Here is a 26,029-nt window from a genome sequence, read left to right as displayed (position 1 = left end):
GAGGGAAAATCATGACGTTATTTAATCGTTCAGCGAAAGAACTACAAGCGCTTGTACATAGTAAAGAAGTTTCTTTAGTAGATTTGACAAAAGAAGCTTTTGAACGTGTAGAAAAACTTGATGGCGAGGTAGAAGCCTTCTTAGCTTTAAATAAAGAAAAAGCATTAGAAACAGCTACAGAATTAGAAAACACTCCTTTTGAAAAACGTGGACCATTATTTGGTTTACCAATAGGAGTGAAGGATAATATCGTAACAGAAGGATTAGAAACTACTTGTGCAAGTAAAATTTTACAAGGATTCAATCCTATTTATGATGCAACGGTTGTGAAAAAGTTACGCGAGGCTGGTATGATAACAATCGGTAAATTGAATATGGATGAATTTGCAATGGGGTCTTCCAATGAAAATTCGGCATATAAAACTACTAAAAACCCATGGTCATTAGACCGTGTTCCTGGTGGTTCTTCAGGTGCATCGGCAGCAGCGGTAGCAGCTGGAGAGGTGCCATTCTCATTAGGTTCAGATACAGGTGGATCTATTCGTCAACCAGCATCCTATTGTGGTGTTGTTGGGATGAAACCTACATATGGACGTGTTTCACGTTTCGGACTAGTAGCGTTTGCATCTTCTTTAGATCAAATTGGTCCAATCACTCGTAACGTAGAAGATAACGCCCTACTTTTAGAAGCAATTTCTGGAGTTGATGCAAATGACTCTACATCTGCGGACGTTGAAGTTCCTAACTTTGCTGCTGCTTTAACTGGAGACATTAAAGGTCTTCGTATTGCCGTACCTAAAGAATATTTAGGAGAAGGTGTAAGTGAAGCAGTTCGCCAATCTGTGATGGATGCGTTGAAAGTATTAGAAGCACAAGGAGCAACTTGGGAAGAGGTATCATTGCCACATTCTAAATACGCTTTAGCTACATACTATATTCTTTCATCTTCAGAGGCTTCTTCAAACCTTTCTCGTTTTGATGGAATTCGTTATGGCTTCCGTGCTGAAAACGTTGAAAATTTATTGGATCTTTATAAAGAAACTCGTGCGCAAGGATTTGGTGACGAAGTTAAACGTCGTATTATGCTTGGGACTTATTCGTTAAGCGCGGGTACATACGATGCTTACTATAAAAAAGCACAGCAAGTTCGTACACTTATCAAACAAGATTTCGATAAAGTGTTAGCGGACTATGATGTAATTGTCGGACCAACTGCACCAACTCCAGCATTCAAAATTGGAGAAAATGTAGAAGATCCTTTAACGATGTATGCAAATGATATTTTAACAATTCCGATTAACCTTGCAGGTGTACCAGCAATTTCTATCCCTTGTGGATTTGAAGATGGATTACCACTAGGGCTACAAATTATCGGAAATTATTTTGACGAGTCAACGATTTACCGCGTAGCACATGCTTACGAGCAAGCTACTGATTTCCATAAACAAACTCCTCAAATTTGGGAGGGAAAATAACATGAACTTTGAAACAGTTATTGGATTAGAAGTACACGTAGAGTTAAAAACTAATTCTAAAATCTTCTCATCAGCACCTAATCATTTCGGAGCTGAGCCAAACACAAACACAACAGTAATAGACCTAGGATACCCTGGCGTATTACCTGTACTAAATAAAAACGTAGTCGATTTCGCAATGCGTGCAGCACTTGCATTAAATATGGAAATCGAACAAAATACAAAATTTGACCGTAAAAACTATTTCTACCCAGATAATCCGAAAGCATATCAAATTTCACAATTTGATAAACCAATCGGTAAAAATGGTTGGGTTGAAATTGAAGTAAACGGTGAGAAAAAACGTATCGGTATTACTCGTCTTCATATGGAAGAAGATGCTGGTAAACTTTCCCACGCGGATGGATATTCTTTAGTAGACTTTAATCGCCAAGGCACACCGCTTGTAGAAATCGTTTCAGAACCAGATATCCGTACACCTGAGGAAGCTTACGCTTACTTAGAAAAAGTAAAATCTATTATCCAATATACAGACGTTTCAGACTGTAAAATGGAAGAAGGATCTTTACGCTGTGATGCGAATATTTCTATTCGTCCTTATGGTCAAGAAGAGTTTGGTACTAAAACAGAGTTGAAAAACTTAAACTCGTTCAACTTTGTACGTAGAGGACTAGAGCACGAAGAAGTTCGTCAAGCAGAAGTATTATCTGCTGGTGGAATCATTGAACAAGAAACTCGTCGCTATGATGAGAAAACTGGTAAAACGATTCTTATGCGTGTTAAAGAAGGTACGGATGATTATCGTTATTTCCCAGAGCCAGATTTGGTGGATCTTGTAATTGATGACGCATGGTTAGAACGTGTACGCTCAGAAATTCCAGAGCTACCAGATGCTCGCAAACAACGCTATATCGAAGAGCTAGGATTATCTCCATACGATGCACATGTATTAACATTATCTAAGGATATGGCTAACTTCTTTGAAGCAACTATTGCTGATGGAGCTGACGTAAAACTATCTGCTAACTGGATGATGGGTGAGGTTTCTGCATACCTAAATGCGGACCAAAAAGAATTGAAGGATATTCTACTAACTCCTGCTAATCTTTCTGGAATGATTAAACTAATTTCTGATGGTACAATTTCATCAAAAATCGCGAAAAAAGTTTTCAAAGAGCTTGCTGACAACGGCGGAGATGCTGCAGAAGTCGTAAAAGCTAAAGGCTTAGTACAAATTTCTGACGAAGGCGCACTACGCGAAATCGTTACAGCAACACTTGATGCTAACCCACAATCTATTGAGGATTTCAAAAACGGGAAAGACCGTGCAATCGGATTCCTAGTTGGACAAATCATGAAAGCAACAAAAGGCCAAGCTAACCCGCCTCTTGTTAACAAAATCTTGAACGAAGAAATCGTTAAACGTTAATACACAAGGATGCCCTATTCACTCGGGCATCCTTTTTTGAAGAATAAGAAAGTATATGAAAAGTACCATAAACACTATGTTTATGGTACTTTACTGATTTACGTTTCAGGTGGACGCTTTCCGCGGGGTGAGCGATGAGCCATCACCGCCGCTCCGCGGTCGTTGTGATGTCTCATCTGTCTCACTCTTCCCGCCGGAGTCGCCACCTTTCACTACAATCAATGAGTGACTAGTATCTAACAAGAAAATTTAGCATAGGTTATCGCTAAGGCGAAAGGATTATCCTAAGTTAATGAAGGAATAGTACCGACTTGTAATCCTTGTTGCAATTCATACTAGTTGAATTTCGCGCGGCGGCAGGTTCTACGGGAATAGGAGGAGCGGAAGGGGCCTCTAAAACGTAATGAGAAAGGAAGGCTAAAGACGCCTCTACCGGAGGCAATGAACTTCATGAGCAACATCCTGTTGGCTTAGGTGAATGAAACCATGTTGAGTGAAAAGAAAGCATCCGCCGTACTGAAAATCAACGGTGTTTCTAAGGTTACTATTCTTAAAAGGACTGGGCGTCTTTATACCCGGTTTTTCTTATGGCAGGCTCTCTCGTATAAGAACATTTCTCTTCTCTCTCGTATAGCATTTAGGTTAGATAATATTTATTTCCAGAGCTTGCAATGCTATGATGAATGAATATTTTATTTAATAGGTAATGGGGGTAAGTAGAGTGGAGCTATGTTTTATTGGTGGTGGGCATGTTTTAAAGGGTGAATTGGATGAAGTGTTTGAGGAATTGTCGAAGAGCATTAAACCAAATGCAAACATTTTAGTAGTTCCTTTTGCGACGGACGTTTCAAAATATGATAGCTGGATGGAAAGTCTAGAACAGATTTTTTTAAAGATTTCAAATGTGACATTAGAGTTATTGCATGAGGATCTTTCCACAAAAGAAATGATAACTATGATTAATGATAGTGATGTCCTTTATTTAATAGGCGGGAGACCGGAAAAGTTACTTCAGTTAATAGAAGAAAAAGAACTAGCTTCGAGTATTAGAAACTATTCTGGGTTGTTAATTGGCTATAGTGCAGGGGCTCTGGCATTTTGCGAGGATTGTATTTTAACAAAAGACGAAGACTACCCAGAGTCTTTAGTGATGAAAGGTTTGGGCTTAGTAGACTTTAGTGTGGAGGTACATTATAACGAAGCAATTGATGATGAATTATTTTCCCTTTCCACTGAACGTACTATTTATGCTCTCCCAGATGGAAGCGCCATTTTTTACAAGGATGGTAATATACATAAGCAAGTGAATGACGTAATTTCTTTTCAAGAAAAGAAAAAATTAATAGTATATAAAAGGGCTATCTTATAGATGGTCTTTTTTATTGTAAAATGAAACCACTATGGACCTTGCATTGTCTAACAGATAACAAGGAAGGAGGGGTAGTTTGGAGAAGTTCGAAAAGGACCAATTGTTAATAAAAGCAATGGATGAATACGGTCACTATCTCACCCGACTTGCCTATGCTTTTGTAAAGGATGAGGTAAAGGCAGAGGATATCGTCCAAGAAGTATTTATACGCTATTACCTAAATATTGAAAATTTTGAAGGTCGTTCAAGTGTGAAAACATACTTATATCGCATCACCGTTAATGAGTGTCATAACTATTTTAAAAGCTGGTCTTATAGAAAAATGGAACTCTCTAATCTAGTGAGTAATTTACTAACCAATAAACAAACCACTGAAGAAGAGATCCTGCAAAAGGAACAAGCTGAATATGTTGCGATAAAAATAAATGAATTACCTAGTAAATATAAAGAGGTATTATGGCTTCATTATTATGCGGAGTTATCAGTTCTTGAAATAGGAGAAGTTTTAAAATGTTCTCCAAACACGGTGAAGACAAGATTAGTGAGAGGTCGAAACGCGGCACGGTTAACATTAAACGAGGAGGAGATTCAACTTGCGAGAAGACATTAAACGTCATTTAGATGAGTCTATTCCAAGTCATATTACGTTAACGGAAGCTCAAAAAAATAAAATTATCCATGAGGTACCAAAGCGGATGAAAAAGAAAAAGTTCAAGCTGCCATCAATTCCTCTTATAGTTAGTTTAGCAATCATATCCCTTTCTTTATTTTTGGTGATTCCGTATTTAGATGATGATTTACAGCAGCTCTATGAAGAGAATTTAGTTGATGTGACAATACCGTATGATCCATACGCTTCGTTAATAAGATCAATTTATGTGGATGATAGCAAAGAAATGATTTATACGGATTGGAATGGAATATATGCTTATTCGGTGGAGACTAATACAAAAGAAATACTTGTTACCCCAAAGGAAGAAGCACGAATCCATCTGTTTGCTGTGAATGAGAATTGGCTAGCTTGGGAGGATATCACGACCAGTACATTAAATGTGTTAAACCGAAATAACAATGAAGTTATAGAATTAACTAATACGCATGTAGGAGATATACATCTCCAGGATGACACGCTTCTAATTTACTACATCGGAGACAGCGATAATTTTATGGGTTATAGAGCAATAGAATTAACTTCTATGAAACAACGCGATCTCCATGAGATAACCGGTAATGGAAGTAGAAGCCTTGCAGATGTTCAAGACAACTTATTGGTAGTTCCAGAAGAAATAGAAGTTGAAGGTCAAAAGCTAGTTAAATTTTATTTATATGATATTGAGCAAAATGTTCAAGTTGCTGAGTATCAAGTTCCTTATGAAATAGCGGAGTTTGTAACACTTACAGATAATAAGATATTTGCCCAACTAAGTAATGAGGATGAAAATTCTCACTTAGGTTATATTGATTTAGAGGATGGAAAATTACATGAAATAAAGACTCCACTATTTTCAGAGTTTGCTGTGTATAAAGACTACGTAGCATTATCGGTTCTTATTAAGGACAGCACTACGGTTAAATTATATCAAATAGAAGCCAATGAGCTTAGAGAGCTCCCGGCATTCAAAAACATAAGCGAACGACTTGTGCGACCTCGATTTACAGATGACGGTATGCTAATAGTAAACGGAGAAGGTGCACAGCGAACGATGTATTTGCAGGACCTAAATATCAATCCATAATATAATTTGTAAAAACATGAGTCTAGCTTGTTTGAATAAGAATTGAAAACGAAGTATACTTAGAAAAAAAGGGGGCAACTCACTTGTCTACAGAACAACAGTATTTTGAAAATGCAAAACCACTAACTCAATATATGGATGATATGACTACGAAGAAAGAAGAATCATTCAGCATCTACCATAAATTTGATGTACCCGCGGATGATGAATTCATTCAAGTATTAAAAGAAAAAACTCCACATATATTAGTTATTACAGAAGATTGGTGTGGAGATGCGATGATGAATAATGCTATTTTACGTAAAATTGCAGAAGCTGCTGATCTAGAAGTACGTGCTGTTTATCGCGATGAAAACCTAGAATTAATCGATCAGTATCTAACAAATGGCGGACGTTCGATTCCAGTTTATTTGTTGTTAAATAAAGACGGTGAAGTGATTTCTAAATGGGGTCCGCGTGCTGAAAAAGTTCAACAGTTCGTAATGGATGGTAGAGCAAAATTCCCTGCAAAAGAAGATCCTACATTTGAGGAAATACAAAAAGAATTTTATGCGCAAATGAGCAATGAGTTTGTTAGCAATCAAGAATTTCACTTAGCTGTATATGAAGATATTCGTAATACTTGGTTACAAGCACTCCAAAAATAATATTTCTAAAACAAATCCTTAAAGGAGTCGGCCAGTGTCGACTCTTTTAATAGTGGCATGAAACTTTTTGTGATGTGATGAAGTCTATATGACAAGAAAGTATTGTGAAGCAGAAAGGAAATAAGTATGAAACGTGCAAGAATAATCTATAACCCAACTTCCGGAAGAGAGTTATTTAAAAAAAATCTGCCAGAGGTGTTGGAAAGCTTAGAAATCGCTGGATATGAAACGTCATGTCATGCGACAACTGCTGAAGGAGATGCCATAGAGGCAGCCAAAAAGGCGGTAGAAAATGGCTTTGATATCATTATTGCCTCTGGAGGAGATGGAACGCTTAATGAGGTAGTTGCAGGTGTAAGTGAATTTGAAAATCGTCCTAAAATTGGGCTGATTCCAATGGGCACGACGAATGACTTTGCAAGAGCTGTCCATATCCCAAGAGACATAAAAAAAGCCGTGGAGATTATTGTTAAAGGTGACACAATACCTGTTGACGTGGGCTTGGTTAATGATCGCTATTTTATCAATATTGCAGGTGGCGGTCGAATTACGGAGCTTACTTATGAAGTACCAAGCAAGCTTAAAACGATGCTTGGGCAGCTTGCCTATTATTTAAAAGGTATCGAGATGCTTCCATCGATCAATGCAACAAAGGTTAGAATTGAATATGATGGAGAAATATTTGAAGATGAAGCAATGATGTTCTTAGTAGGTCTAACGAATTCAGTCGGTGGATTTGAAAAGCTTGCCCCGAATTCTAGTATTAACGATGGGTTATTTTCTTTATTGATACTGAAAAAATTGAACATTGCCGAGTTTATTCGTGTGGCGTCTTTAGCCTTACGCGGAGAACATTTAACCGATCCACATGTTATTTATAAAAAAGCAAAACATATTAAAGTTACGTCTGATGATAAAGTTCTCCTTAATTTAGACGGTGAATACGGTGGAACTATCCCTGCAACATTCCAAAATTTATACAGACATATAGAAGTCTTTGTACCAATCGATGAAATTCGAGAACAGGACAGACCGTAAGTAAAAGCTCAACATTGTAAATGTTGAGCTTTTTTATATGCTCTATTACAACCTACAAAAATTACTGCTATCAAAATTTTGTACAACAGTCATGATATAAAGTTCAATCAATTTAATTTTGGGTATTATGTAGATAAAGGAGTGGAGCACATGTATAAGAAACAGGAAAAATATTTAATGTGGCTTGCTTTTGTTGTTGCAGGGATTATGATGCTATCGATTGCGGGTAGAATATTTGGGAATTAGAAAGGGGGAAGAATGATGAATGAAGAATCCGTATTTTTTAGTCGCGTACTTACCGAATTGACCTTATCGTTTCATATTATTTACGCAACTATTGGTGTTGGTGTTCCTTTAATGATTATGATTGCCCAGTGGGTAGGTATTAAAAAGAATGATGAGCATTACATATTACTGGCACGTAGGTGGGCAAGGGGCTTCGTTATTACTGTAGCGGTTGGAGTAGTGACGGGGACAGCAATTGGTATGCAGCTTTCCTTACTGTGGCCGAACTTTATGGAGTTAGCGGGAAATATTATTGCGCTTCCACTATTTATGGAGACATTTGCTTTCTTTTTTGAAGCAATTTTTCTAGGCATCTATTTATACACATGGGATCGATTTGAGAATCAAAAAAAACATCTCCTATTGCTTATTCCAGTGGCCATAGGAGCATCGTTTTCCGCTGTCTTTATCACAATTGTAAATGCGTTTATGAATGCGCCTCAAGGGTTTGATGTAGTTAACGGGGAGTTAGTGAACATTAGCCCGCTACTAGCAATGTTCAATCCTGCCATGCCAACAAAGGTGGCACATGTGGTGGTGACAGCGTATATGACCTCCGCATTTGTGTTAGCAGCAATTGCCGCATTTCGTTTGTTGAAGGGATCTAATCATATATATCATAAAAAAGCATTATTCTTAACGATGAAGGTTGGTTTAGTATTCTCAATTGCTACTGCTATTATTGGTGACTTTTCGGGGAAATATTTAGCTGAATATTTCCCCGAAAAGCTAGCAGCTGCTGAATGGCATTTTGAAACGGAGGAAAATGCACCACTAATTTTATATGGGATTTTAGATAATGGAGAAGTGAAGTATGCGATAGAAATACCATTTGCTTTAAGTATTCTAGCCCATTTCAATCCGACTGCAGAAGTAATTGGTTTAGATCAGTTCCCAGAGGATGAAATACCGCCATTATATATTCACTATTTGTTCGATATAATGGTGACTATTGGTATGTCCATGGTAGTACTTTCGGGATTATATTGGCTTGGTAAAAAGCTAAAATGGTCCTTTGTCGACTCTAAATGGTATCGCCGGCTCATCGTTTTAGGCGGGCCAGCATCGATAATCGCAATTGAAGCTGGCTGGTGGCTTGCAGAAGTCGGAAGACAGCCGTGGATTCTTAGAGGCATTATGCGGGTGGAAGATGCCGCAACATCCAGTCCGCATGTGGATATAATGCTTATCCTATTTGCAGGTCTATACCTGGTGCTTGGTGTCGGAAGTATTGTAGTTTTAAGTCGTATGTTTAGAAAAAATCCAGTGGAGCAGGAAATAGAAGATCGACATGCTGAAAAGGGCGGTGATATTTTATGACATTAGAAATCATCGGAATTTTTGTATTGTGGACGTTTCTCTTTGGCTATTTGATCGTAGCATCCATTGACTTTGGCGCAGGTTTTTTTAACGCTTACAGTTTGCTCACTGGTAAGCAACGAATACTAACGAATATTATACAACGTTATTTGTCGCCGGTTTGGGAAGTAACGAATGTGTTTCTTGTATTTTTCTTTGTGGGCATCATCGGGTTTTTCCCGAAGACCGCTTTTTATTATGGTACGACCTTACTAGTACCCGCTAGCATCGCATTAATATTACTTGCGATTCGTGGTTCTTACTATGCGTTTGAAACGTATGGCTCTAGAGGACATAAGGGCTATTCATTTATGTACGGTCTTGCAGGTCTATTTATACCGGCTGCCCTGTCTATCGTATTGACCATTTCAGAGGGCGGTTTCGTCCATATGATCAATGAATCACCAACCCTCGATTATGAGGCGCTATTTACAAGTCCACTCACATGGTCGATTGTTGTGTTAAGTCTTACTTCTGTTCTGTACATTTCATCCGTATTCTTAACCTGGTATGCCAATAAAGCTAGAGATTTAGACGCAACAAGGCTGATGAGAAAGTATGCGCTCATTTGGGCGCTTCCGACCATTATAACAGCTGGTGGGATTATGGTGGAGCTGCGTTCACATAATCCGGAGCATTATGATAACATGCTCGATATTTGGTGGGCATTTGCATTATCGCTATTGCTCTTTATCGGAACAGTATGGTTACTATGGTCGAAACGAAGTTATGGATTGGCATTTGTACTACTAGGAGGGCAATTCCTAATAGCATTCTTCGCTTACGGATTTGCTCATCGTCCATATTTACTGTACCCACACCTAACGATATACGACAGTTTTACTAATGAAGCGATGGCTATTGCTCTCATTGTCGCTTTTATAGCTGGGCTTGCTCTGTTAATCCCGTCACTGTACTTATTACTAAGGTTATTTTTATTCAATAAAGACTATGTCCGTGGAAAAAAGGAAGATAACCACGCATAAGGAGGAGCTAATATGACAGAGTTTATGATATTTTATGCACCATTCATTGTATTAATCGGATCTATTATCGTAGCCTTTTGGGCTGCATCTAATGATGGAGCAGTAAAGGATGAATAAAGGTAATGACCCCGATCGAGTAGGTTGGGGTCATTTTTTACGAACTAAAATAAAAAAAAGATATGCTACAATTAAGTGAATAAGGAAGGGAGCAGTTTTAATGAGATACGATGTGTTGCTATTTGATTTGGATGATACTTTACTCGACTTTGGAATGACTGAACATAATGCATTCCGTCTTTTATTTGAAGAATATGGGCTTCCAAATGGTTTTGATGATTATTTAGGCAGCTATAAAACCATTAGTAAGGTTTTATGGGATGATCTAGAGAAAGGACGAACAACCTTAGCAGAGTTGAAGGTCGAGCGTTTTAAACGATTATTTACAGAACATGCATTAAACATCGACCCGATAGTATTTGGTCAAAAGTACATAGAAAATTTAGGGAAAGAAGTTCATATGATTGCAGGCGTAGAAGAAATGTTCGCTAACTTGAAGAATTTCCGAATTGGACTTCTTACAAATGGATTTAAAGATGCACAGCATGCAAGGGTAAATGGATCGGCATTAAAGAATTTATTTGAAGTAATTATAACTTCAGAAGAAACAGGATTCCAAAAACCGCAGAAAGAAATTTTTGCATATGCTTTAGAAAAGCTTCAAATTTCCGATCCATCTCGTGTATTAATGATTGGGGATTCGCTTACATCCGACATCCAAGGTGGCAATAACTTCGGAATTGATACATGCTGGTTTAATCCAAATCGAAAGTTAAATCATCTTGATATCCAGCCAACCTTTGAAATTCATTCGTGGAATCAGTTAGCGGAAATTGTAAATACAAAAGTATTAGAAGTAAAACTATAAATCATGGACCTCGAAATGAGGTTCTTTTTTTGTATATTTCATAGGATTTATCCACATCCAGAAACTATACAGTTTTTCGAAAAAAGGATAATTGTTGTCAAATAGCACACGATAAAACGAAACAAGAAAAGGAGGAATTATGGATGAGCAAACGTTGGTTTAGTGTCTTTACAGCGATTTTAATGACTGTTGGGATAATGGGATTGTCGTTGGAGGCAAAAGCAGATATGCCAACAGATGTTAAATTAACGACGGAACAGCAAGAAGAGATAAAGTCTTTACAACAAGACGCTCTTAAGCAAAAGAAAGAAATTATCAACAAATATGTTGAGTATGGCGTCTTTTCAAAAGAAAAAGGTCAAAAAATAATAACTCATTTAGAGGAGCGTTATATAAAATTGGAACAAAACGGATTTGTTCCAATCTTTCATGACGACTATAAAAAACATCGAAGCAAAGAATCCTGAGCAATAAAATATTAGCAGCCAAAGTAATTATTTTGGTTGCTTTTTGATTTTTGGCGAAAGTTAATGCAAGGAATGTCACGAGAAACTTTAAGTAATAAGCTAACCGTATTCAGGTAAAAAGGCTAAATCGAGCTAGAAGGCCAAAGAAAAATAATGCTTTTACAAATTGAAGAACTGAAAAATATATGATTATGCGTATGAGTCAGCAGACTTGTACGCATTCTTTTTGGTATAATGAATCAATCATAACTAGAACGGAGATTAACATTGAATACACCAGTACAAAAAAATGATCAGTTAACAGTATATATTGAAGATTTAACACATGACGGAGCGGGAGTCGCGAAGGTAGACGGATATCCTCTATTTATAGCAGAAGGCTTGCCGAACGAAACTGTGGAAGTCCATGTGCTAAAAACATTAAAAAACTATGGTTTTGCCAAACTAAAGAACATCGTAGAACCTTCACCATTTCGTATAGAAGCACCATGCCCAGTATTTTACGAATGTGGAGGCTGTCAGCTTCAGCATATGACGTATGAAGGGCAGCTTGCATGGAAAGAAAGCATGGTTCGTAACGTCATGAAACGCATAGGAAAAATAGATGCGCCAGTACTACCAGTTAAAGGGATGGACAAGCCTTGGGAATACCGTAACAAATCTCAAATTCCATTCGATTTAGAAAATGGTCAAGTAATCGCAGGATTCTATCAATCCAAGTCACATCGAATCGCAGATACGAATACTTGTTTAATACAAACAGATGAAGCTGATAGATTGCTTAGAGCAGTAAAAGAAAACGCTTTGAAGCTAGATCTAATCCCATACAATGAAGAAACGAAAAAAGGTCAGCTGCGCCATTTAGTTGTTCGTAAAGGTCGAGCAACTGGGGAAGTGATGGTTGTACTTGTAACGAAGCATGCAAAATTATCAAAGCAAGAGGAAATTATACAGTTCATTCAAGAAGTCGAGCCAAATGTTAAATCGATTGTTCATAATGTGAATAACCGAAACACGAATGTAATCTTTGGAAATGATACTAACGTTATCTGGGGCAAAGCCGTTATCGAAGACTTGATCGGTGATGTTCGCTTTGAAATTTCAGCTCGCTCCTTCTATCAAGTAAATCCTGAACAAACTGAGGTTCTATACAAGCAAGCCCTAGATTACGCACAACTAACAGGTGAAGAAACAGTAATCGATGCATATTGTGGTATTGGTACAATTTCTTTATTCCTAGCTCAAAAAGCTAAACAAGTCCTTGGAGTAGAAATCGTTCCACAGGCAATTGAAGATGCAAAACGAAATGCGGAGCTGAACGGATTTACTAACACTTACTTTGAAGCAGGACCTGCAGAAGTAGTCATTCCAAATTGGTATAAAGAAGGCAAGGAAGCAGATGTATTAGTAGTCGATCCTCCAAGAAAAGGCTGCGACGAGGCATTATTAACGACAATCATTGAACAACGTCCAAAACGTGTCGTCTATGTATCCTGTAACCCAGCAACGCTTGCTCGAGATTTGAGAATTTTAGAAGATGGTGGTTATAAAACGAAAGAAGTACAACCAGTGGATATGTTCCCACAGAGTACACATGTAGAGTGTGTGGCTTGGTTGGAGATTTAATTTGTGGATAAGAAAAACGGGAAAAGGTGAATCTTTTCCCGTTTTTTTTAAATCATAAAAACTCAGACAGTTGCTGTTGACGTTTATCAAGCATAATTTTTTCTGGCTTGATACCTTGTGCACGCAGTAGATCAATGTTCTGCATGAGGAATTCGTCACTGCCAACTATATAGAATAGTCCATCTTTATCTGCAGTTAGATTTTTCACTTCTTTATAGTAGTCTTTCCGATTATCGACGAACTGTGATATGAAGTTCTTATCGGGAGCGGATTCAAAAACATTTGTGAATAGGAAATCTTTTGACGAATCGATGTTCAAGGAATGAACTTGTTTGACGTTTTCCGCACGTTCGAAATAATCGAGTACAAGTGGTCTGAAAGTTGCCAGGCCAACACCTGATGACAGTAGATAAACATTTTTGTCTTCTCTTTTAAGTGGTATATTCGAATGAGTTTTAAATATAGCAACTTCATTGCCGACTTCATGATTTCTTAGGGTCGCTTTAAACTCAGAACAATGTTCTCTGATACGTGTTGTAATACCAATTGAATTTTCATAGGGTAAAGTGGATATTGACATGTGGCGAATTAAGCCACGGTTCGGTTTATCTCCAGCATTAAAACCTTTCAGTGCGAAATGAGTGTGGGAACCTTCCTCCCATGAAAAGTCTTCCGGACGATCGAGCAAGTATGTTTTCACTTCTGGAGTTTCTTCAATAATTTTATTTATTTTAGTCCAGTATATTTGCATTAAACTCTCCCCTTACATAATTATATTTTCCATCACTATTAAATATATAGTAGTTGATAATGATTATCAATTAAATAGTTTTTTATTTCAAGTTTTGTAAAAAAACAATAGATAACTTCAACCAATTCAGACCGTAGACGTGACCACTAGCGTTGCATGATTTACAAATATTATGAAATTAACTCAATAAACGATTAAAACCTGTTACGCTAATGTTATCGAAGATTCACAAAGTAAAGCATCTAAAACGATGCTTTTTTTTATATGTGAAAATGTTATAGAAATTTGTTATGGATCTAGAAACGTTTTCAGCGGTGATTGATTCAGTGAATGGTATAGATTACGACTTGCAAGAAGATATTCAAGTAAGAGGTATATCTAGAGCGTCATTTGAATTCAAACAGGGGACGAAAAAAACAAATAAGTAATTCAGCATTTTTAATAGTAAACTCCTAAGTTAGTCAAAGGGAGTTTATTTTTTCGGGGGGAGGGAAAATTAAATATATTAAGAAAGGAAGATTCAAATGAAAGCTTTAACGCGAATTTTTATTCCAATTTATACGATAAGTTTGCTTAGTGCCTGTTCCACTAACGGTGACGCTGAAAAAGCTAACAATGAAACGAAAGAGCCGATTCCGGAAGTTCAAATAGACCAAACCCAAGTTTCAGAATCGGCAAATGAATCCAATGAAACTAAACCAGCTATGACACAAGCTGAAGTAATAGAAGCCATAAAAACAGAGTTGAAAACAGATTTATCTAAAGTACTTCCAAACGAATTGCCATTAGAAAAAGGAAAGTATTTAACTGCAACGACTAAGTCAGACGAAAGTCGTTATGAGGTTGTTTTTTACGAAAGTGATGAACCAATTGCCATAAATCATGAAAATTTAGTAGATGGCCAAATAGCAACGGCTATAGCTCGTCTTAGTGGAGAAAAGTATGAGAATGAGCAGGAAGCAAGTCGACAAATAGCTTTTGAAAACTTTAGTGAGCTAGGAGGTCAAATGGTCGATCTTGGGTACGGAATAACTGGATACCAGGATGTTGGGGCAGGTTCATTGAGGACAAGCTGGAACGAAGGTAGGTGGGCAATCGCTGCTCATACTCGTACTGCAGAAGAGGAGAAAGGAGTAAAGCTTGCTAAAGAAGCTACAGAATTTTTAGAAACACATGCACTGCCTATTCCTAAACCAAATGGATTCGCTCATATTGACGTATACCAAAAAGATAATCGAATTAAATGGCAAGATGAAAATGTAGTTTATATGATAGACCAAGTAAAAGATCCAATGATTGCATTAGAAATTGCAACTTCTTTTAAATAATTTCCATGAAGTAAGCATCTCTTTATTTAAAAGAGATGCTCTTTTTATTGGATTGAAATTGAAAAGATATAGGATTTAATTGATTGTATAAAGAATATAACCATATAGGTCACCCACCACATTGTGAAGCTTGTGCATGGCTCGAACTAGCTGAATAAGCCTAATTTAAGCATGCTTTTCAAAGTATGCTTTATTAGGATGATTCTTGGCTATTTTTAATTTAATATTTGTTGAGACATAAAAAGCAGACGGTTTAGAAGTGCGATAATGCACTTCTAAACCGTCTGCTTTTACTATTACCTTATGAATGAACCGCGCTAATAAAGATGGCGTTAGTTCTGTAATAAGTTGTTTAGGGTTAAGTTGTCGTAGAATATGTGCTTTCAAGCAAATGCCCTATAATTTTTGTTCAGGTTAGTGTTGATATTCCATTACGTAAATTTTCTGATTATTTTTCTGGATAATTTCCCCTTCTAGTGTATATTTAGGATAAATAAAATAAATAATTACGCAAGAATGGATGCGTTAGTTGAAAGGAATGTTCAATGAGAAGGATTATTTTTTCGACAGAGAGTGGAGCGGATTTACCGAAAGACCTGGTTGAAAAACATCAAATTCAAGTAGTACCAATGCATGTCATAATGGATGGGAAGGATTATTTAGATGGTGAGCTATCTGTAGAGGAAGTTTTTGATTATCATAGTCGCACCAAAAAAATACCATCTACTACAGCAACGAATGTACATGAGTATCATGAATTGTTTACGAAAATTAGAATAGATTTTCCTGATAGCATCATTATTCACATTGGATACACGTCCAAAGCATCTGCTTCCTTCCAAAGTGCGTTAATTGCTGCGGAAGATTTTGAAAATCTTTTTCTAATTGATGCGCTAAACGTTACAGGTGGATTAGCTGCAATAGTGATGTATGCGGTAACTATGCTTGAGGAAGAGCCTTCCATTAGCCATGTTCACTTAATCGAAAAAATAGAATCCGTGGTGCCTAAAACAAAGCTGGCTTTCATTCCCGGCAGTTTAGACTTTCTAAGAGCGGGTGGACGGGTAAGTAACATTGCTTATATTGGAGGGTCATTGTTAAAAATAAAGCCCTGCATCGAATTAAAAGAAGGAAAGCTTGTTTCAACTAGAAAATATCGTGGGAATATGAGCATAGTTGCGGAAAAGCTCATGCGAGATTACTTAAACCAATACGATATTGATAGAAAACAGTTGTATTTGATCTACTCTATCGGACTTGATGAAAGTATTAAGAGACGAATGGATGAAATCGCAAAGGAAACAGGTTTCGAAAATGTAACATGGATGCAAGCAGGTGCAATGATTTCCACCCATGCTGGACCTGGAGGTTTTGGGATTGCAGGACTGGAGTATTAGAAATCTTAGGGATTTAGTATAGAAATTAAAGAGTGAATTCTAAGTAAGGGGAATCACTCTCTTTGGTTGGGATTGTGGGTGGTTCCTAGTATCTTAGTTAACTAATGTTTACATCATCTGAACCAATTGGTATATTAAGGGTTGATATTAGAAGAATAAAGAATAGGGAAAGGGGTTTGAAAATGGATGTAAAATACCCAATTGGAAAATTACAAGTTCCTGAAAAAGTAACATTAGAATATATTCAAGAATGGTTAAAGGAAATCGAAACTTATACGATTCGATTAAGAAAAACTGTAGACTCATTAAGTGATGAGGAATTAAGCAAAACTTATCGTGAAGGTGCCTGGACAGTTCGTCAACTTGTTCATCACATTGCAGACTCTCAGTTGAATATGTATCAACGTTTGAAGTTAGCTTTAACAGATGACAATCCAACAGTACCGGCTTTTGATGAAGAAAAGTGGGCTATTCAACCAGATACAGAGCTTCCTGTAGAAAGTTCTATTAAAATGTTAGAAGGGATAAATGAGCGTATCGTATCTTTAGGGCAAAGTTTAACTGAAGAGCAATTAGAACGAGCATTTACTCACCAAACTAACGGTAAAATAACAGTGGCAACAAAAGTTGCAAAATTAGCTTGGCACGAAGAGCATCACTTAGCTCATATTAAAATTGCCTTACCAAAATGATACAATTTATAAGTTTTATTAAACTTAATATTTGATAAAACATAAAAAGCAGACGGTTTAGAAGTGCGATAATGCACCTCTAATTAGCCGTCTGCTTTTACTTCTAAATTTCCAGTAGAAAACATGTGAGAAGATAAATTAAAAAAGCTAGGTTATACTATAATAATGACTTGTATAAGTCAATTTCATAATTACTTATTTAATTTTATAATACGAATGTTTACTTTATGTCGTAGTTTTTTATTAGTTTTTAAAAAATTGATCCTGTGGATTGGAGCGGCAGGCGGCGACCCCAGAGGGCATCCGCCTAAAGCGGAAATCAATGTTGTAGGGATTTCATTATTTAATATGCTTGAACGAAATTAACTTATATATTTACTCGCCGATTACACCATAATGAGAGGATTTGAATTTGAATATGACAGAGAATTTTTGGCGTGATTTACCACGGCCATTTTTTGTACTTGCACCAATGGAAGATGTGACGGATGTTGTTTTTCGTCATGTCGTAAGTAAAGCAGGTAAACCGGATGTATTTTTTACAGAGTTTACAAACACAGAGAGCTATTGTCATCCAGAGGGACAGAAAAGTGTACGTGGACGATTGATATTTACAGAAGACGAACAGCCAATGGTTGCACATATATGGGGGGACAAGCCAGAACATTTCCGTGAAATGAGTATTGGCATGGCAGAACTAGGCTTTAAAGGCATAGATATTAATATGGGTTGCCCTGTACCGAATGTAGCAACGAGAGGGAAAGGAAGCGGCCTTATCTTACGTCCAGATGTTGCTGCAGAAATTATACAAGCAGCAAAAGCGGGAGGATTACCTGTCAGTGTTAAGACAAGGATTGGTTACACGGATATTGAGGAGATGGAGGACTGGCTAACACATATTTTGAAACAAGACATTGCTAATCTATCTATTCATCTCCGTACAAGAAAGGAAATGAGCCAAGTAGATGCGCATTGGGAGCTGATCCCGGAAATTAAAAAATTACGCGATTCTTTAGCACCGAATACTTTACTAACAATTAATGGTGACATTCCTGACCGTGAAACTGGGCTGAAGCTGGTTGAACAATATGGTGTTGATGGGGTCATGATTGGGCGTGGTATTTTTAAAAATCCTTTTGCTTTCGAAAAAGAGCCGAAAGAGCATAGCACCACGGAGTACCTTGATCTTCTAAGATTGCAACTGGATCTTCAAGATCAATATTCAGAAGAATTGCCACGTTCCATCACAGCACTACACCGTTTCTTCAAAATATATGTCAAAGGCTTCCGTGGAGCAGGTGAATTAAGAAATCAATTGATGAACACAAAGTCAACGGATGAAGTGCGTGCATTGCTCGATAACTTTGGAGAAGAACAATCTAGTCTTTAAAAGAGTAAAAACGATAAGGGGGAGAACTAATATGACAAAGCAAAATTTGGAGTTGTCACTAGAACAGCGTGAGGAATTACTCAGCGTATTGAAAAACCGATTTGAGAAAAACATGAATCGTCATGATGGTATTGAATGGATTAGTGTCCAAGCAAAGCTAGAAGCGAATACTGAAAAACTGTGGTCGCTCAATGAAATGGAAAAAACTGAAGGGGAACCGGATGTTGTTGGTTATGACAAAGAAAAGGATGAATATATTTTTAATGACTGTTCAGCAGAAAGTCCTAAAGGTCGCAGAAGTGTTTGTTACGACCGTGAAGCGTTGGAGTCAAGAAAAAAACATAAACCAGAAAATAGTGCTCTTGATATGGCAACAGCGATGGGCATTGAACTTTTAACGGAAGAACAATATCGGGAGATGCAGAAACTTGGAAATTTCGATTTGAAAACGTCGAGCTGGGTGCAAACACCTGATAATATTAGAAAACTAGGTGGGGCTCTCTTTTGTGATTGTCGCTACGACACTGTCTTTGTCTACCACAATGGAGCAGACTCCTACTATGCTGCAAGAGGTTTCCGTGGCTCGCTGAGAGTATAGATTTTATACAAACAGCCCTATATTTTGTATTTAAGAGCTATCACCTGTGGCGGGGTATCTCATACTTCAACTACCGGTGTCTTTAATAGAATGAGAAAATAAATTTAGAGTGAAGGTGCCAGATTCTAAAACAATCCAAAATTGTATTAGGGATCTGGCACCTTTTACTACGTACTTTTTTCAAGCGAGAAACAGTTTGTTTATGTTAGGCTAAACCCCTCTTTAAACACAACGCTTATTCCACGATTTTATTGATAGTCAAGAACAGAGTTATTAACCGAGTTATGCGCGAAATAGAAGAAATGATTTTATTAAAAAAACTAAGGTTGGATATTAATATATAAAAATGAGGGTAGTTATGAAAGTTGAAATTGAAAATAATATGATCGAATTTCACGTTCAGTATGGAAATAGGAAGAAGCTAGCTATTCATATAGATTCTTTAGGTTTCATAACTGTTAAAGTCCCAAAAGACACAAGTAAAGAAATTATTGTTAGTGCAATAGAGAGTAAAGGGAAATGGATACTAGACAAAATTCATGAAATTGAAATAGCTCGAGAAATACCTAAGGCAAGAGAGTATCACGCTCATGGAAAGTTCTTATACATTGGGAAAGAAAGATTTCTTCATGAATTAATAGATTGTAGTGAGTTAAATGAAGAGGTACTTAGAAAAAATCTCAAGAAGTTCTATATGACTAGATGTAAGACTATTGTAGAGGAACGTATAAAAATATATCAAAAACAGCTGAAAGTTAAGCCTAAAATCATTGAAATAGTAGAATCTAAAGTCAAGTGGGGTAGTTGTAGTTCGGATAAAAAGATTACCTTTAATTTTCGTCTTGCTATGGCTCCAGTAGAAGTAATCGATTATGTGATAATCCATGAATTATGTCATATAACTCATATGAATCATGATCGATCATTTTGGCGACGTGTTGGAAGTATTATGCCAGATTATAAAGAAAAGGAAGAGTACTTGGCAAGGCATGGTCATTCGATGTCACTTTAAAAAACGATCACATTTTCAAAAAAATGTGGCCGTTTTTTTTTATTAAAACCCTGTGTAAGAAACATTCATGTTAATTCAAACAAACGTGAATGCTGTGATTTTTGTGTTTGTTTCTTACACAGGGTACATTATAATTTTCATCCGCAATGCAAATCTAACTAAATTCCTTTTCACTGTGCGCATACCCTCCGTGTGCCTTAGTTGTTTGCATATTTTATAGAGAGGGGAAAGTTTATTGTCCTCTTTGATTAATTTATAGGGGGGAGGAATGGACATGCTGTTTTTTGAAAATGAAATAGAGAAAGTAAGTAAAAAAGTGGGACCGACAGAATGGAGTACAATGCGATTACAAGACCCACGCATAAATGGACAATTGCAGAAGGATCAGATTGCCCGGGAGACGGAAGCAAAGGAAGTAGAGAATCGTGGAAATCGCTTATTGAACGGAGATGACTGATAATATTTGTAGGGGTATCTGTCAATAGAGATGGGCATTGAACTTTTAACGGAAGAACAATATCGGGAGTTACAGAAACTAGGGGATTTCGATTTGAAAACGTCGAGCTGGCTGAAAACACCTGACAATATTAGAAAACTTGGTGGGGTCTCTTTTGTGATTGTCGCTACGACACTGTCTTTGTGTACCATAATGTAGCAGACTCCTACTATGCTACAAGGGGTTTCCGAGGCTCGCTAAGGGTATAAAGTGACCAAGTTTATTCGGCTACAATTTCCAGGGAAATTGTAGCCGTTTTTGTGTTAGAAACATTCACGTTAATTCAAACAAACGTGAATGTTGTGAGTTTCATGTTTGTTTCTGACACAGGGTACGTTATAGTTATATTGATTTAGAAATGGAAGGAGCATTATATATGTGTTGCTCATGTTGTCCAGTTGTAGATAAATCCCTTATCTGAAAAGAAATTATTAGATAAGGAGATTAAAATATGTTAATTCAAAATAAAATTATAAAAAGTGTTAAAGCTAAATGTATTCAGGATGAAATTGTTTCAGCGTGTATGATGTATGGATCTTTTACAAAAGGTGAAGGAGATCAGTATTCTGATGTTGAGTTTTATATATTCATTGAAGATGATAAGATGGATAAACTTAACTCAAAACATTGGATTTCTGAAGTTTATCCAGTTGACTTGATCTTTTACAATGAGTATGGAACAGAGGTAGTGATTTTTTCAAACATGATTCGTGGAGAATTTCATTTTCTTCCTGAATCAAAAATGAAAGTTATAAAGAGTTTTAAGCATACTGGAGTTTTTCCAGATACTGAGTCTATGTATATTTACGATTCTACAGAGCAATTAAAGACTTTACTTGATGATTTAGGTGGAGCTGGTCCAGATCGAATGACTGATGAGAACGTTAACTTTGCTTTTAATAATTTCGTGAATGCTTGGTTGATGGGTGTGAACGTGATGAAAAGAGGAGAGTTAGCACGTTCTCTGGAGGTATTAACCCAGGTGCAAAAGTATATATTGCAATTGATAAGGGTTAAGGAAAACACGGTTGAACGATGGTTAAACAGTACAAAAAATTTAGAAGCAGATTTAAGTACAGAGTCGTATAAAGACTATGTTTCAATTACCTCAAAATTAAAAGAAAATGAGTTAAAGACTGCTTATAAGAATGGGTTGGAAATAGTAAAAGAACTGAATGAAGTGCTAGGTTCACTCTATATAGTTGATTTAGACAAAGATCTAATTAGTAAGTTAGACAGCTATCTTGGATAGCAACCCTGTGTAAGAAACATTCACGTTAATTCAAACAAACGTGAATGTTGTGATTTTCATGTTTGTTTCTGACACAGGGAACAAAATTTTTTGGGACAAACTAAGAAGGAATAGTGGATAGGAACAGCGAATCTACAGAGAATAACATAGAAGAAGGAGACGATAAAATGGATACAAATCGTTCGGTATTAACGGTTGAAGCAATTGTGCATGCACCAGTTGAAAAAGTATGGGAATATTGGACAGTGCCGGATCATATAAAGAAGTGGAATAATGCCTCTGATGAATGGCATACACCGCACGCTGAAAATGATTTAAGAGCCGGTGGGAAATTTGTTTCTCGGATGGAAGCAAAAGATGGAAGTTTTGGTTTTGACTTTGGTGGCATTTATGATGAAGTGCGTGCCAATGAGTTCATTTCTTATGCATTAGAAGATGGAAGAAAAGTTGAAATCACTTTTATACCTCAAGAAAACGACACGAAAGTGGTAGAAGTATTTGAACCTGAAACGATTAATGCGATTGAAATGCAACAAGAAGGTTGGCAGGCGATTTTAAACAATTTCAAAAAGTATGCGGAGCAATAGTAATTAAAAAAGGTGCCTGGTTCTAATACAATTCTGTATTTAGAAACAGGCACCTTTTACTAAAGGAGGGGAAATAACATAAGAACATCAAATGAAATGATTGAATTAGTTTTGAATTATGCAAAGAATGATGAAAGAGTTCGTGCAGTAGGACTTAATGGTTCGCGGACGAATCCAAATGCTCCAAAGGATATGTTTCAGGATTTTGATATTGTTTACCTTGTAACCGATATGAATTCATTTGTGGAAGATCAACACTGGATAGATGTATTCGGTGAACGAATCATTATGCAAACTCCTGAGAATATGTCCATGTTCGCACCAGAGTTAGGAGGGAGGTTCTCTTATTTAATGCTGTTTACGGACGGTAACCGTATTGACCTTACACTTGTTCCGATTGAGGAAAAAGATAAGTATTGCAAAGAGGATAAGTTAACGGTTATTTTAATGGACAAGGATAACTGTCTTCCAGAACTCCAGCCTCCAACAGATGTGGACTATTGGGCAAAGCGTCCTTCTGCAGAATTTTTTTCAGATTGCTGCAATGAATTTTGGTGGGTATCTACATATGTGGCAAAGGGATTATGGAGAAGGGAAATTCTTTATGCTCATGAGCATCTAAATAATATCCTCAGACCGATGCTGCTAAAAATGCTTGAATGGAAGGTTGGTATTGAAAATTCTAACTCCGTTAGTATAGGTAAATGTGGTAAATATTTGGAGAAGTATCTTTCGGAAAAGTGTTGGCATGAGCTACTTTCCACTTATGCTAGTGGAAGTTATGAAGATATATGGAGAGCGTTAATTGCAATGATTAATCTATTTCGAAGTACATCCAAAATTGTCGCCGATAGATTAGGTTATGAATATTCAAGAGAAGAGGATGAAAGAGTTACTACTTATTTAGAGCATGTACGACAACTATCTCCCAATGCAACGGAAATCTATTAAGGAATTATATAAATTAAAAAAGCTCGAAAGTTCAACTTTGAATTTTCGAGCTTTTTTATTTTTGGACCAAGTAGAATGATTTTGAAATAAATGGAAAGTAATATAGTACCGATATATACTCATCCTAAGTTATCTTTCAAAGGTAAAATTTTAACAATATTTAACATAAAACATCTTGTTATTAATTAAATTTACAAAAGCTTAACAATAGAAGTGTCGAAAATTTACACAATGCATTTATTCTACAATTAGACAAAATACGTCATAGAAAGTACCTAACTTATTTTCATGGAGGTAAGAAATGAACAGCTTGAAAAAAGTAAAAATGGGATTATTAATGCTGTCTATACTTACTGTATTATCAGCATGTACAAATAATAATGATACACAAGAATCAGATGGTAATAATGCTACAGTTTCTATTTCAGGATCTACATCTGTAGGGCCGCTTGCTGAAAAATTAGCAGCTAAGTATACAGAGAAAGACAACACAAATATTGAGATAAATCAAATTGGTTCTTCTGCAGGAATTACCAATGCTATTAGTGGAGTGTCAGAAATAGGGATGTCTTCTCGTGATTTAAAAGAAGAAGAAATAGCGAGTGCCTTGAATGAAGTGGTTATTGCTTATGATGGAATTGTAGTAGTAACTCATCCAAGTAACAAAGTAAAAGATCTTACGATGGAGCAAATAAAACAGATTTTTACTGGAGAAGTGACAAATTGGAATGAACTTGGTGGAGATGACTTAGAAATCGTAGTTGTTTCTCGCGAGGATGGATCAGGTTCACGAGATGCATTTCAAGAAATAGTAGAATATAGCTCTGGTGAGTTAATAAGAAACGCAATCATCGCAAGCGGTAATGGGAATATTAAAACAACGGTTGCGAACAATAAACATGCGGTTGGCTTTATCTCTTTTGAATATATAGATGAATCCATTTCAACAATCGATATTAATGGCATAGAAGCAACTGCAGAAAATGTACTACAAGAAAAATATAGTTTGTCTAGACCGTTCTTGTTCGTTTACAAAGAAGGAAAATTAACAGACGCAGGACAACGATTTATAGATTTTATCCTTAGTGAAGAAGGACAACTCATTGCAGCAGAAGCAGGAGCAATTCCTGTAAAGTAAACATTATAACTTTATTCAGCAAATTTTTTTCTGAATGAAGTTAAAGCCTCCGGCAGATGCCACAGATTTTTAAAGGAATTTATCGAGCGAGCTCGATAAATTCTGGGCGCATACGCGCCTTGGCGTATTTGATAAGGAAGACAACAACATAATTTTTGACATAATTTTGGAGGAATAAGAGTGTCTATCCCAACAACTAACAAGCAGACCGTAGAAATCGGCAAAGCAAATAAAAGGAAGTATATGTTAGAGAAGGTGTCGCAAAGATTATTCTTGATTTGTGCACTTCTCTCTGTAATAACTTTATTGTTAATCATTGGATTTGTATTTTATAAAGGAGCTCATCCATTTGTAGCGGAGGGCTATAGCTTTTTAGATTTTATTTTTGGTAGTGATTGGGTACCGAGTGAAGATAAATTCGGTATATTCCCAATGATTGTTGCATCCATTTTTGCGACCATCGGAGCATTAATCATTGGAGTTCCTATTGGTTTATTTACAGCTATATTCTTAGCTGAGATTGCCTCTGAAAGGTTAGCAAAAATAATTTCACCAGCAATTCAGTTGCTAGCTGGAATTCCATCTGTATTATATGGTGTATTCGGACTTGCAATAATTGTTCCGTTTTTACAAAATACTTTTGGTTTAGTGAAAGGACAAAGCTTAATAGCCGTTATTCTTGTGCTAGCAATCATGATGCTACCAACAATTGTGACTGTAGCTGAAACGGCAATTCGTGCTGTTCCACAAACATACCGTGAAGGATCATTAGCCCTCGGGGTATCACAAATTGGGACAATTTTTAAAGTCATTGTGCCAGCAGCAAAATCAGGTATTATGACAGCAATTGTATTAGGTTTAGGACGTGCAATTGGGGAAACGATGGCAGTCATATTAGTAGCTGGTAATAGTTTAATCGTACCAACTAGCTTAACAGATAGTGTTCGTCCACTAACGACAAATATTGCGTTAGAAATGGGTTATGCATTTGGTACACATCAAGAAATGTTGTTTGCAACGGGAATTGTTTTATTCTCATTTATATTAATACTAAATTTTGTTTTAGCAAAAATAAGTGCCAAAGGAGGTAGCTAA

25 protein-coding genes and 1 pseudogene are annotated in these 26,029 nt (G+C 36.6%); 25 read left to right on the top strand and 1 reads right to left on the bottom strand.

Going from position 1 to position 26,029, the window contains the following annotated elements; genetic code table 11:
- Positions 1–11 precede the first annotated feature (11 nt).
- The 12 genes from gatA to rlmD all read left to right on the top strand — a co-directional run bounded on the left by gatA (position 12) and on the right by rlmD (position 13,342).
- Complete coding sequence (gatA, locus tag KD050_RS06830; protein WP_211895450.1) at positions 12–1,475, top strand: Asp-tRNA(Asn)/Glu-tRNA(Gln) amidotransferase subunit GatA; 1,464 nt, start codon at positions 12–14, stop codon at positions 1,473–1,475.
- A 1-nt stretch (position 1,476) separates the two neighbouring features.
- Entirely contained in the window at positions 1,477–2,904 is a 1,428-nt protein-coding gene (gene gatB / locus KD050_RS06825; protein ID WP_211895449.1) for an Asp-tRNA(Asn)/Glu-tRNA(Gln) amidotransferase subunit GatB, read from the top strand.
- A 721-nt stretch (positions 2,905–3,625) separates the two neighbouring features.
- On the top strand, positions 3,626–4,273 hold the full coding sequence (locus KD050_RS06820; protein ID WP_211895448.1) for a Type 1 glutamine amidotransferase-like domain-containing protein: 648 nt from the start codon (positions 3,626–3,628) through the stop codon (positions 4,271–4,273).
- Between the two features lie 76 nt (positions 4,274–4,349).
- Positions 4,350–4,883, top strand: a complete 534-nt coding sequence (locus tag KD050_RS06815; protein ID WP_211895447.1) for a sigma-70 family RNA polymerase sigma factor — start codon at positions 4,350–4,352, stop codon at positions 4,881–4,883.
- Positions 4,867–6,009 (top strand): hypothetical protein, encoded by a 1,143-nt coding sequence (locus KD050_RS06810; protein ID WP_211895446.1) that lies wholly within the window; start codon positions 4,867–4,869, stop codon positions 6,007–6,009. Before KD050_RS06815 ends, KD050_RS06810 begins: the two co-directional genes overlap by 17 nt.
- A gap of 83 nt (positions 6,010–6,092) precedes the next feature.
- On the top strand, positions 6,093–6,656 hold the full coding sequence (locus KD050_RS06805; RefSeq protein WP_211895445.1) for a thioredoxin family protein: 564 nt from the start codon (positions 6,093–6,095) through the stop codon (positions 6,654–6,656).
- Between the two features lie 126 nt (positions 6,657–6,782).
- Positions 6,783–7,694 carry a diacylglycerol kinase gene (locus KD050_RS06800; protein ID WP_211895444.1) on the top strand — a complete coding sequence of 304 codons (912 nt, stop codon included), beginning with the start codon at positions 6,783–6,785 and terminating at the stop codon, positions 7,692–7,694.
- 258 nt (positions 7,695–7,952) lie between these two features.
- Positions 7,953–9,299: a cytochrome ubiquinol oxidase subunit I gene (locus tag KD050_RS06795; RefSeq protein ID WP_211895443.1), complete on the top strand. Its 1,347-nt coding sequence runs from the start codon at positions 7,953–7,955 to the stop codon at positions 9,297–9,299.
- Positions 9,296–10,324 (top strand): cytochrome d ubiquinol oxidase subunit II, encoded by a 1,029-nt coding sequence (locus KD050_RS06790; RefSeq protein WP_211895442.1) that lies wholly within the window; start codon positions 9,296–9,298, stop codon positions 10,322–10,324. Before KD050_RS06795 ends, KD050_RS06790 begins: the two co-directional genes overlap by 4 nt.
- Before the next feature lie 217 nt (positions 10,325–10,541).
- Complete coding sequence (locus tag KD050_RS06785) at positions 10,542–11,249, top strand: YjjG family noncanonical pyrimidine nucleotidase (protein WP_211895441.1); 708 nt, start codon at positions 10,542–10,544, stop codon at positions 11,247–11,249.
- Positions 11,250–11,392: 143 nt separating this feature from the next.
- Positions 11,393–11,716 carry a YckD family protein gene (locus KD050_RS06780; RefSeq protein WP_211895440.1) on the top strand — a complete coding sequence of 108 codons (324 nt, stop codon included), beginning with the start codon at positions 11,393–11,395 and terminating at the stop codon, positions 11,714–11,716.
- A gap of 267 nt (positions 11,717–11,983) precedes the next feature.
- Positions 11,984–13,342 carry a 23S rRNA (uracil(1939)-C(5))-methyltransferase RlmD gene (rlmD, locus tag KD050_RS06775; RefSeq protein ID WP_211895439.1) on the top strand — a complete coding sequence of 453 codons (1,359 nt, stop codon included), beginning with the start codon at positions 11,984–11,986 and terminating at the stop codon, positions 13,340–13,342.
- Between the two features lie 52 nt (positions 13,343–13,394).
- On the opposite strand, the gene KD050_RS06770 is transcribed toward rlmD, so the two are convergent.
- A complete protein-coding gene (locus tag KD050_RS06770) occupies positions 13,395–14,093 on the bottom strand; it encodes a ferredoxin reductase domain-containing protein (protein WP_211895438.1) in 699 nt (232 codons plus the stop codon).
- Positions 14,094–14,617: 524 nt separating this feature from the next.
- Here KD050_RS06770 and KD050_RS06765 point away from each other — a divergent pair.
- The 13 genes and pseudogenes from KD050_RS06765 to pstC all read left to right on the top strand — a co-directional run bounded on the left by KD050_RS06765 (position 14,618) and on the right by pstC (position 26,029).
- Positions 14,618–15,421, top strand: a complete 804-nt coding sequence (locus tag KD050_RS06765) for a hypothetical protein (RefSeq protein WP_211895437.1) — start codon at positions 14,618–14,620, stop codon at positions 15,419–15,421.
- Between the two features lie 545 nt (positions 15,422–15,966).
- Positions 15,967–16,818, top strand: coding sequence for a DegV family protein (locus KD050_RS06760; protein WP_211895436.1), 852 nt, complete (start codon positions 15,967–15,969; stop codon positions 16,816–16,818).
- Positions 16,819–17,000: 182 nt separating this feature from the next.
- Positions 17,001–17,510: a YfiT family bacillithiol transferase gene (locus KD050_RS06755; protein WP_211895435.1), complete on the top strand. Its 510-nt coding sequence runs from the start codon at positions 17,001–17,003 to the stop codon at positions 17,508–17,510.
- Between the two features lie 418 nt (positions 17,511–17,928).
- Positions 17,929–18,900, top strand: a complete 972-nt coding sequence (locus KD050_RS06750; RefSeq protein ID WP_211896224.1) for a tRNA dihydrouridine synthase — start codon at positions 17,929–17,931, stop codon at positions 18,898–18,900.
- A gap of 31 nt (positions 18,901–18,931) precedes the next feature.
- Positions 18,932–19,498, top strand: coding sequence for a DUF4256 domain-containing protein (locus KD050_RS06745; protein WP_211895434.1), 567 nt, complete (start codon positions 18,932–18,934; stop codon positions 19,496–19,498).
- A gap of 358 nt (positions 19,499–19,856) precedes the next feature.
- The gene (locus KD050_RS06740; RefSeq protein WP_211895433.1) at positions 19,857–20,510 is read left to right on the top strand and encodes a M48 family metallopeptidase; all 654 of its coding nucleotides are present in this window, start codon (positions 19,857–19,859) and stop codon (positions 20,508–20,510) included.
- Between the two features lie 268 nt (positions 20,511–20,778).
- The gene (locus tag KD050_RS06735; protein ID WP_211895432.1) at positions 20,779–20,967 is read left to right on the top strand and encodes a hypothetical protein; all 189 of its coding nucleotides are present in this window, start codon (positions 20,779–20,781) and stop codon (positions 20,965–20,967) included.
- An 18-nt stretch (positions 20,968–20,985) separates the two neighbouring features.
- A pseudogene (locus KD050_RS06730) lies at positions 20,986–21,215 on the top strand (DUF4256 domain-containing protein); the annotation flags it as partial.
- Positions 21,216–21,457: 242 nt separating this feature from the next.
- Positions 21,458–22,258, top strand: coding sequence for a nucleotidyltransferase (locus KD050_RS06725; RefSeq protein ID WP_211895431.1), 801 nt, complete (start codon positions 21,458–21,460; stop codon positions 22,256–22,258).
- 167 nt (positions 22,259–22,425) lie between these two features.
- Positions 22,426–22,845, top strand: a complete 420-nt coding sequence (locus KD050_RS06720; RefSeq protein ID WP_211895430.1) for an SRPBCC family protein — start codon at positions 22,426–22,428, stop codon at positions 22,843–22,845.
- A gap of 78 nt (positions 22,846–22,923) precedes the next feature.
- Entirely contained in the window at positions 22,924–23,796 is an 873-nt protein-coding gene (locus tag KD050_RS06715; protein WP_211896223.1) for an aminoglycoside 6-adenylyltransferase, read from the top strand.
- Positions 23,797–24,097: 301 nt separating this feature from the next.
- On the top strand, positions 24,098–24,934 hold the full coding sequence (locus tag KD050_RS06710) for a phosphate ABC transporter substrate-binding protein (RefSeq protein ID WP_211895429.1): 837 nt from the start codon (positions 24,098–24,100) through the stop codon (positions 24,932–24,934).
- 180 nt (positions 24,935–25,114) lie between these two features.
- A complete protein-coding gene (gene pstC, locus KD050_RS06705) occupies positions 25,115–26,029 on the top strand; it encodes a phosphate ABC transporter permease subunit PstC (RefSeq protein WP_235753930.1) in 915 nt (304 codons plus the stop codon).

The organism is Psychrobacillus sp. INOP01 (genome assembly GCF_018140925.1).
Classification (GTDB): Bacteria; Bacillota; Bacilli; order Bacillales_A; family Planococcaceae; genus Psychrobacillus.
The sequence above is the reverse complement of the archived record's forward strand: the minus strand, read 5'-3'. Positions and strand labels throughout refer to the sequence as shown.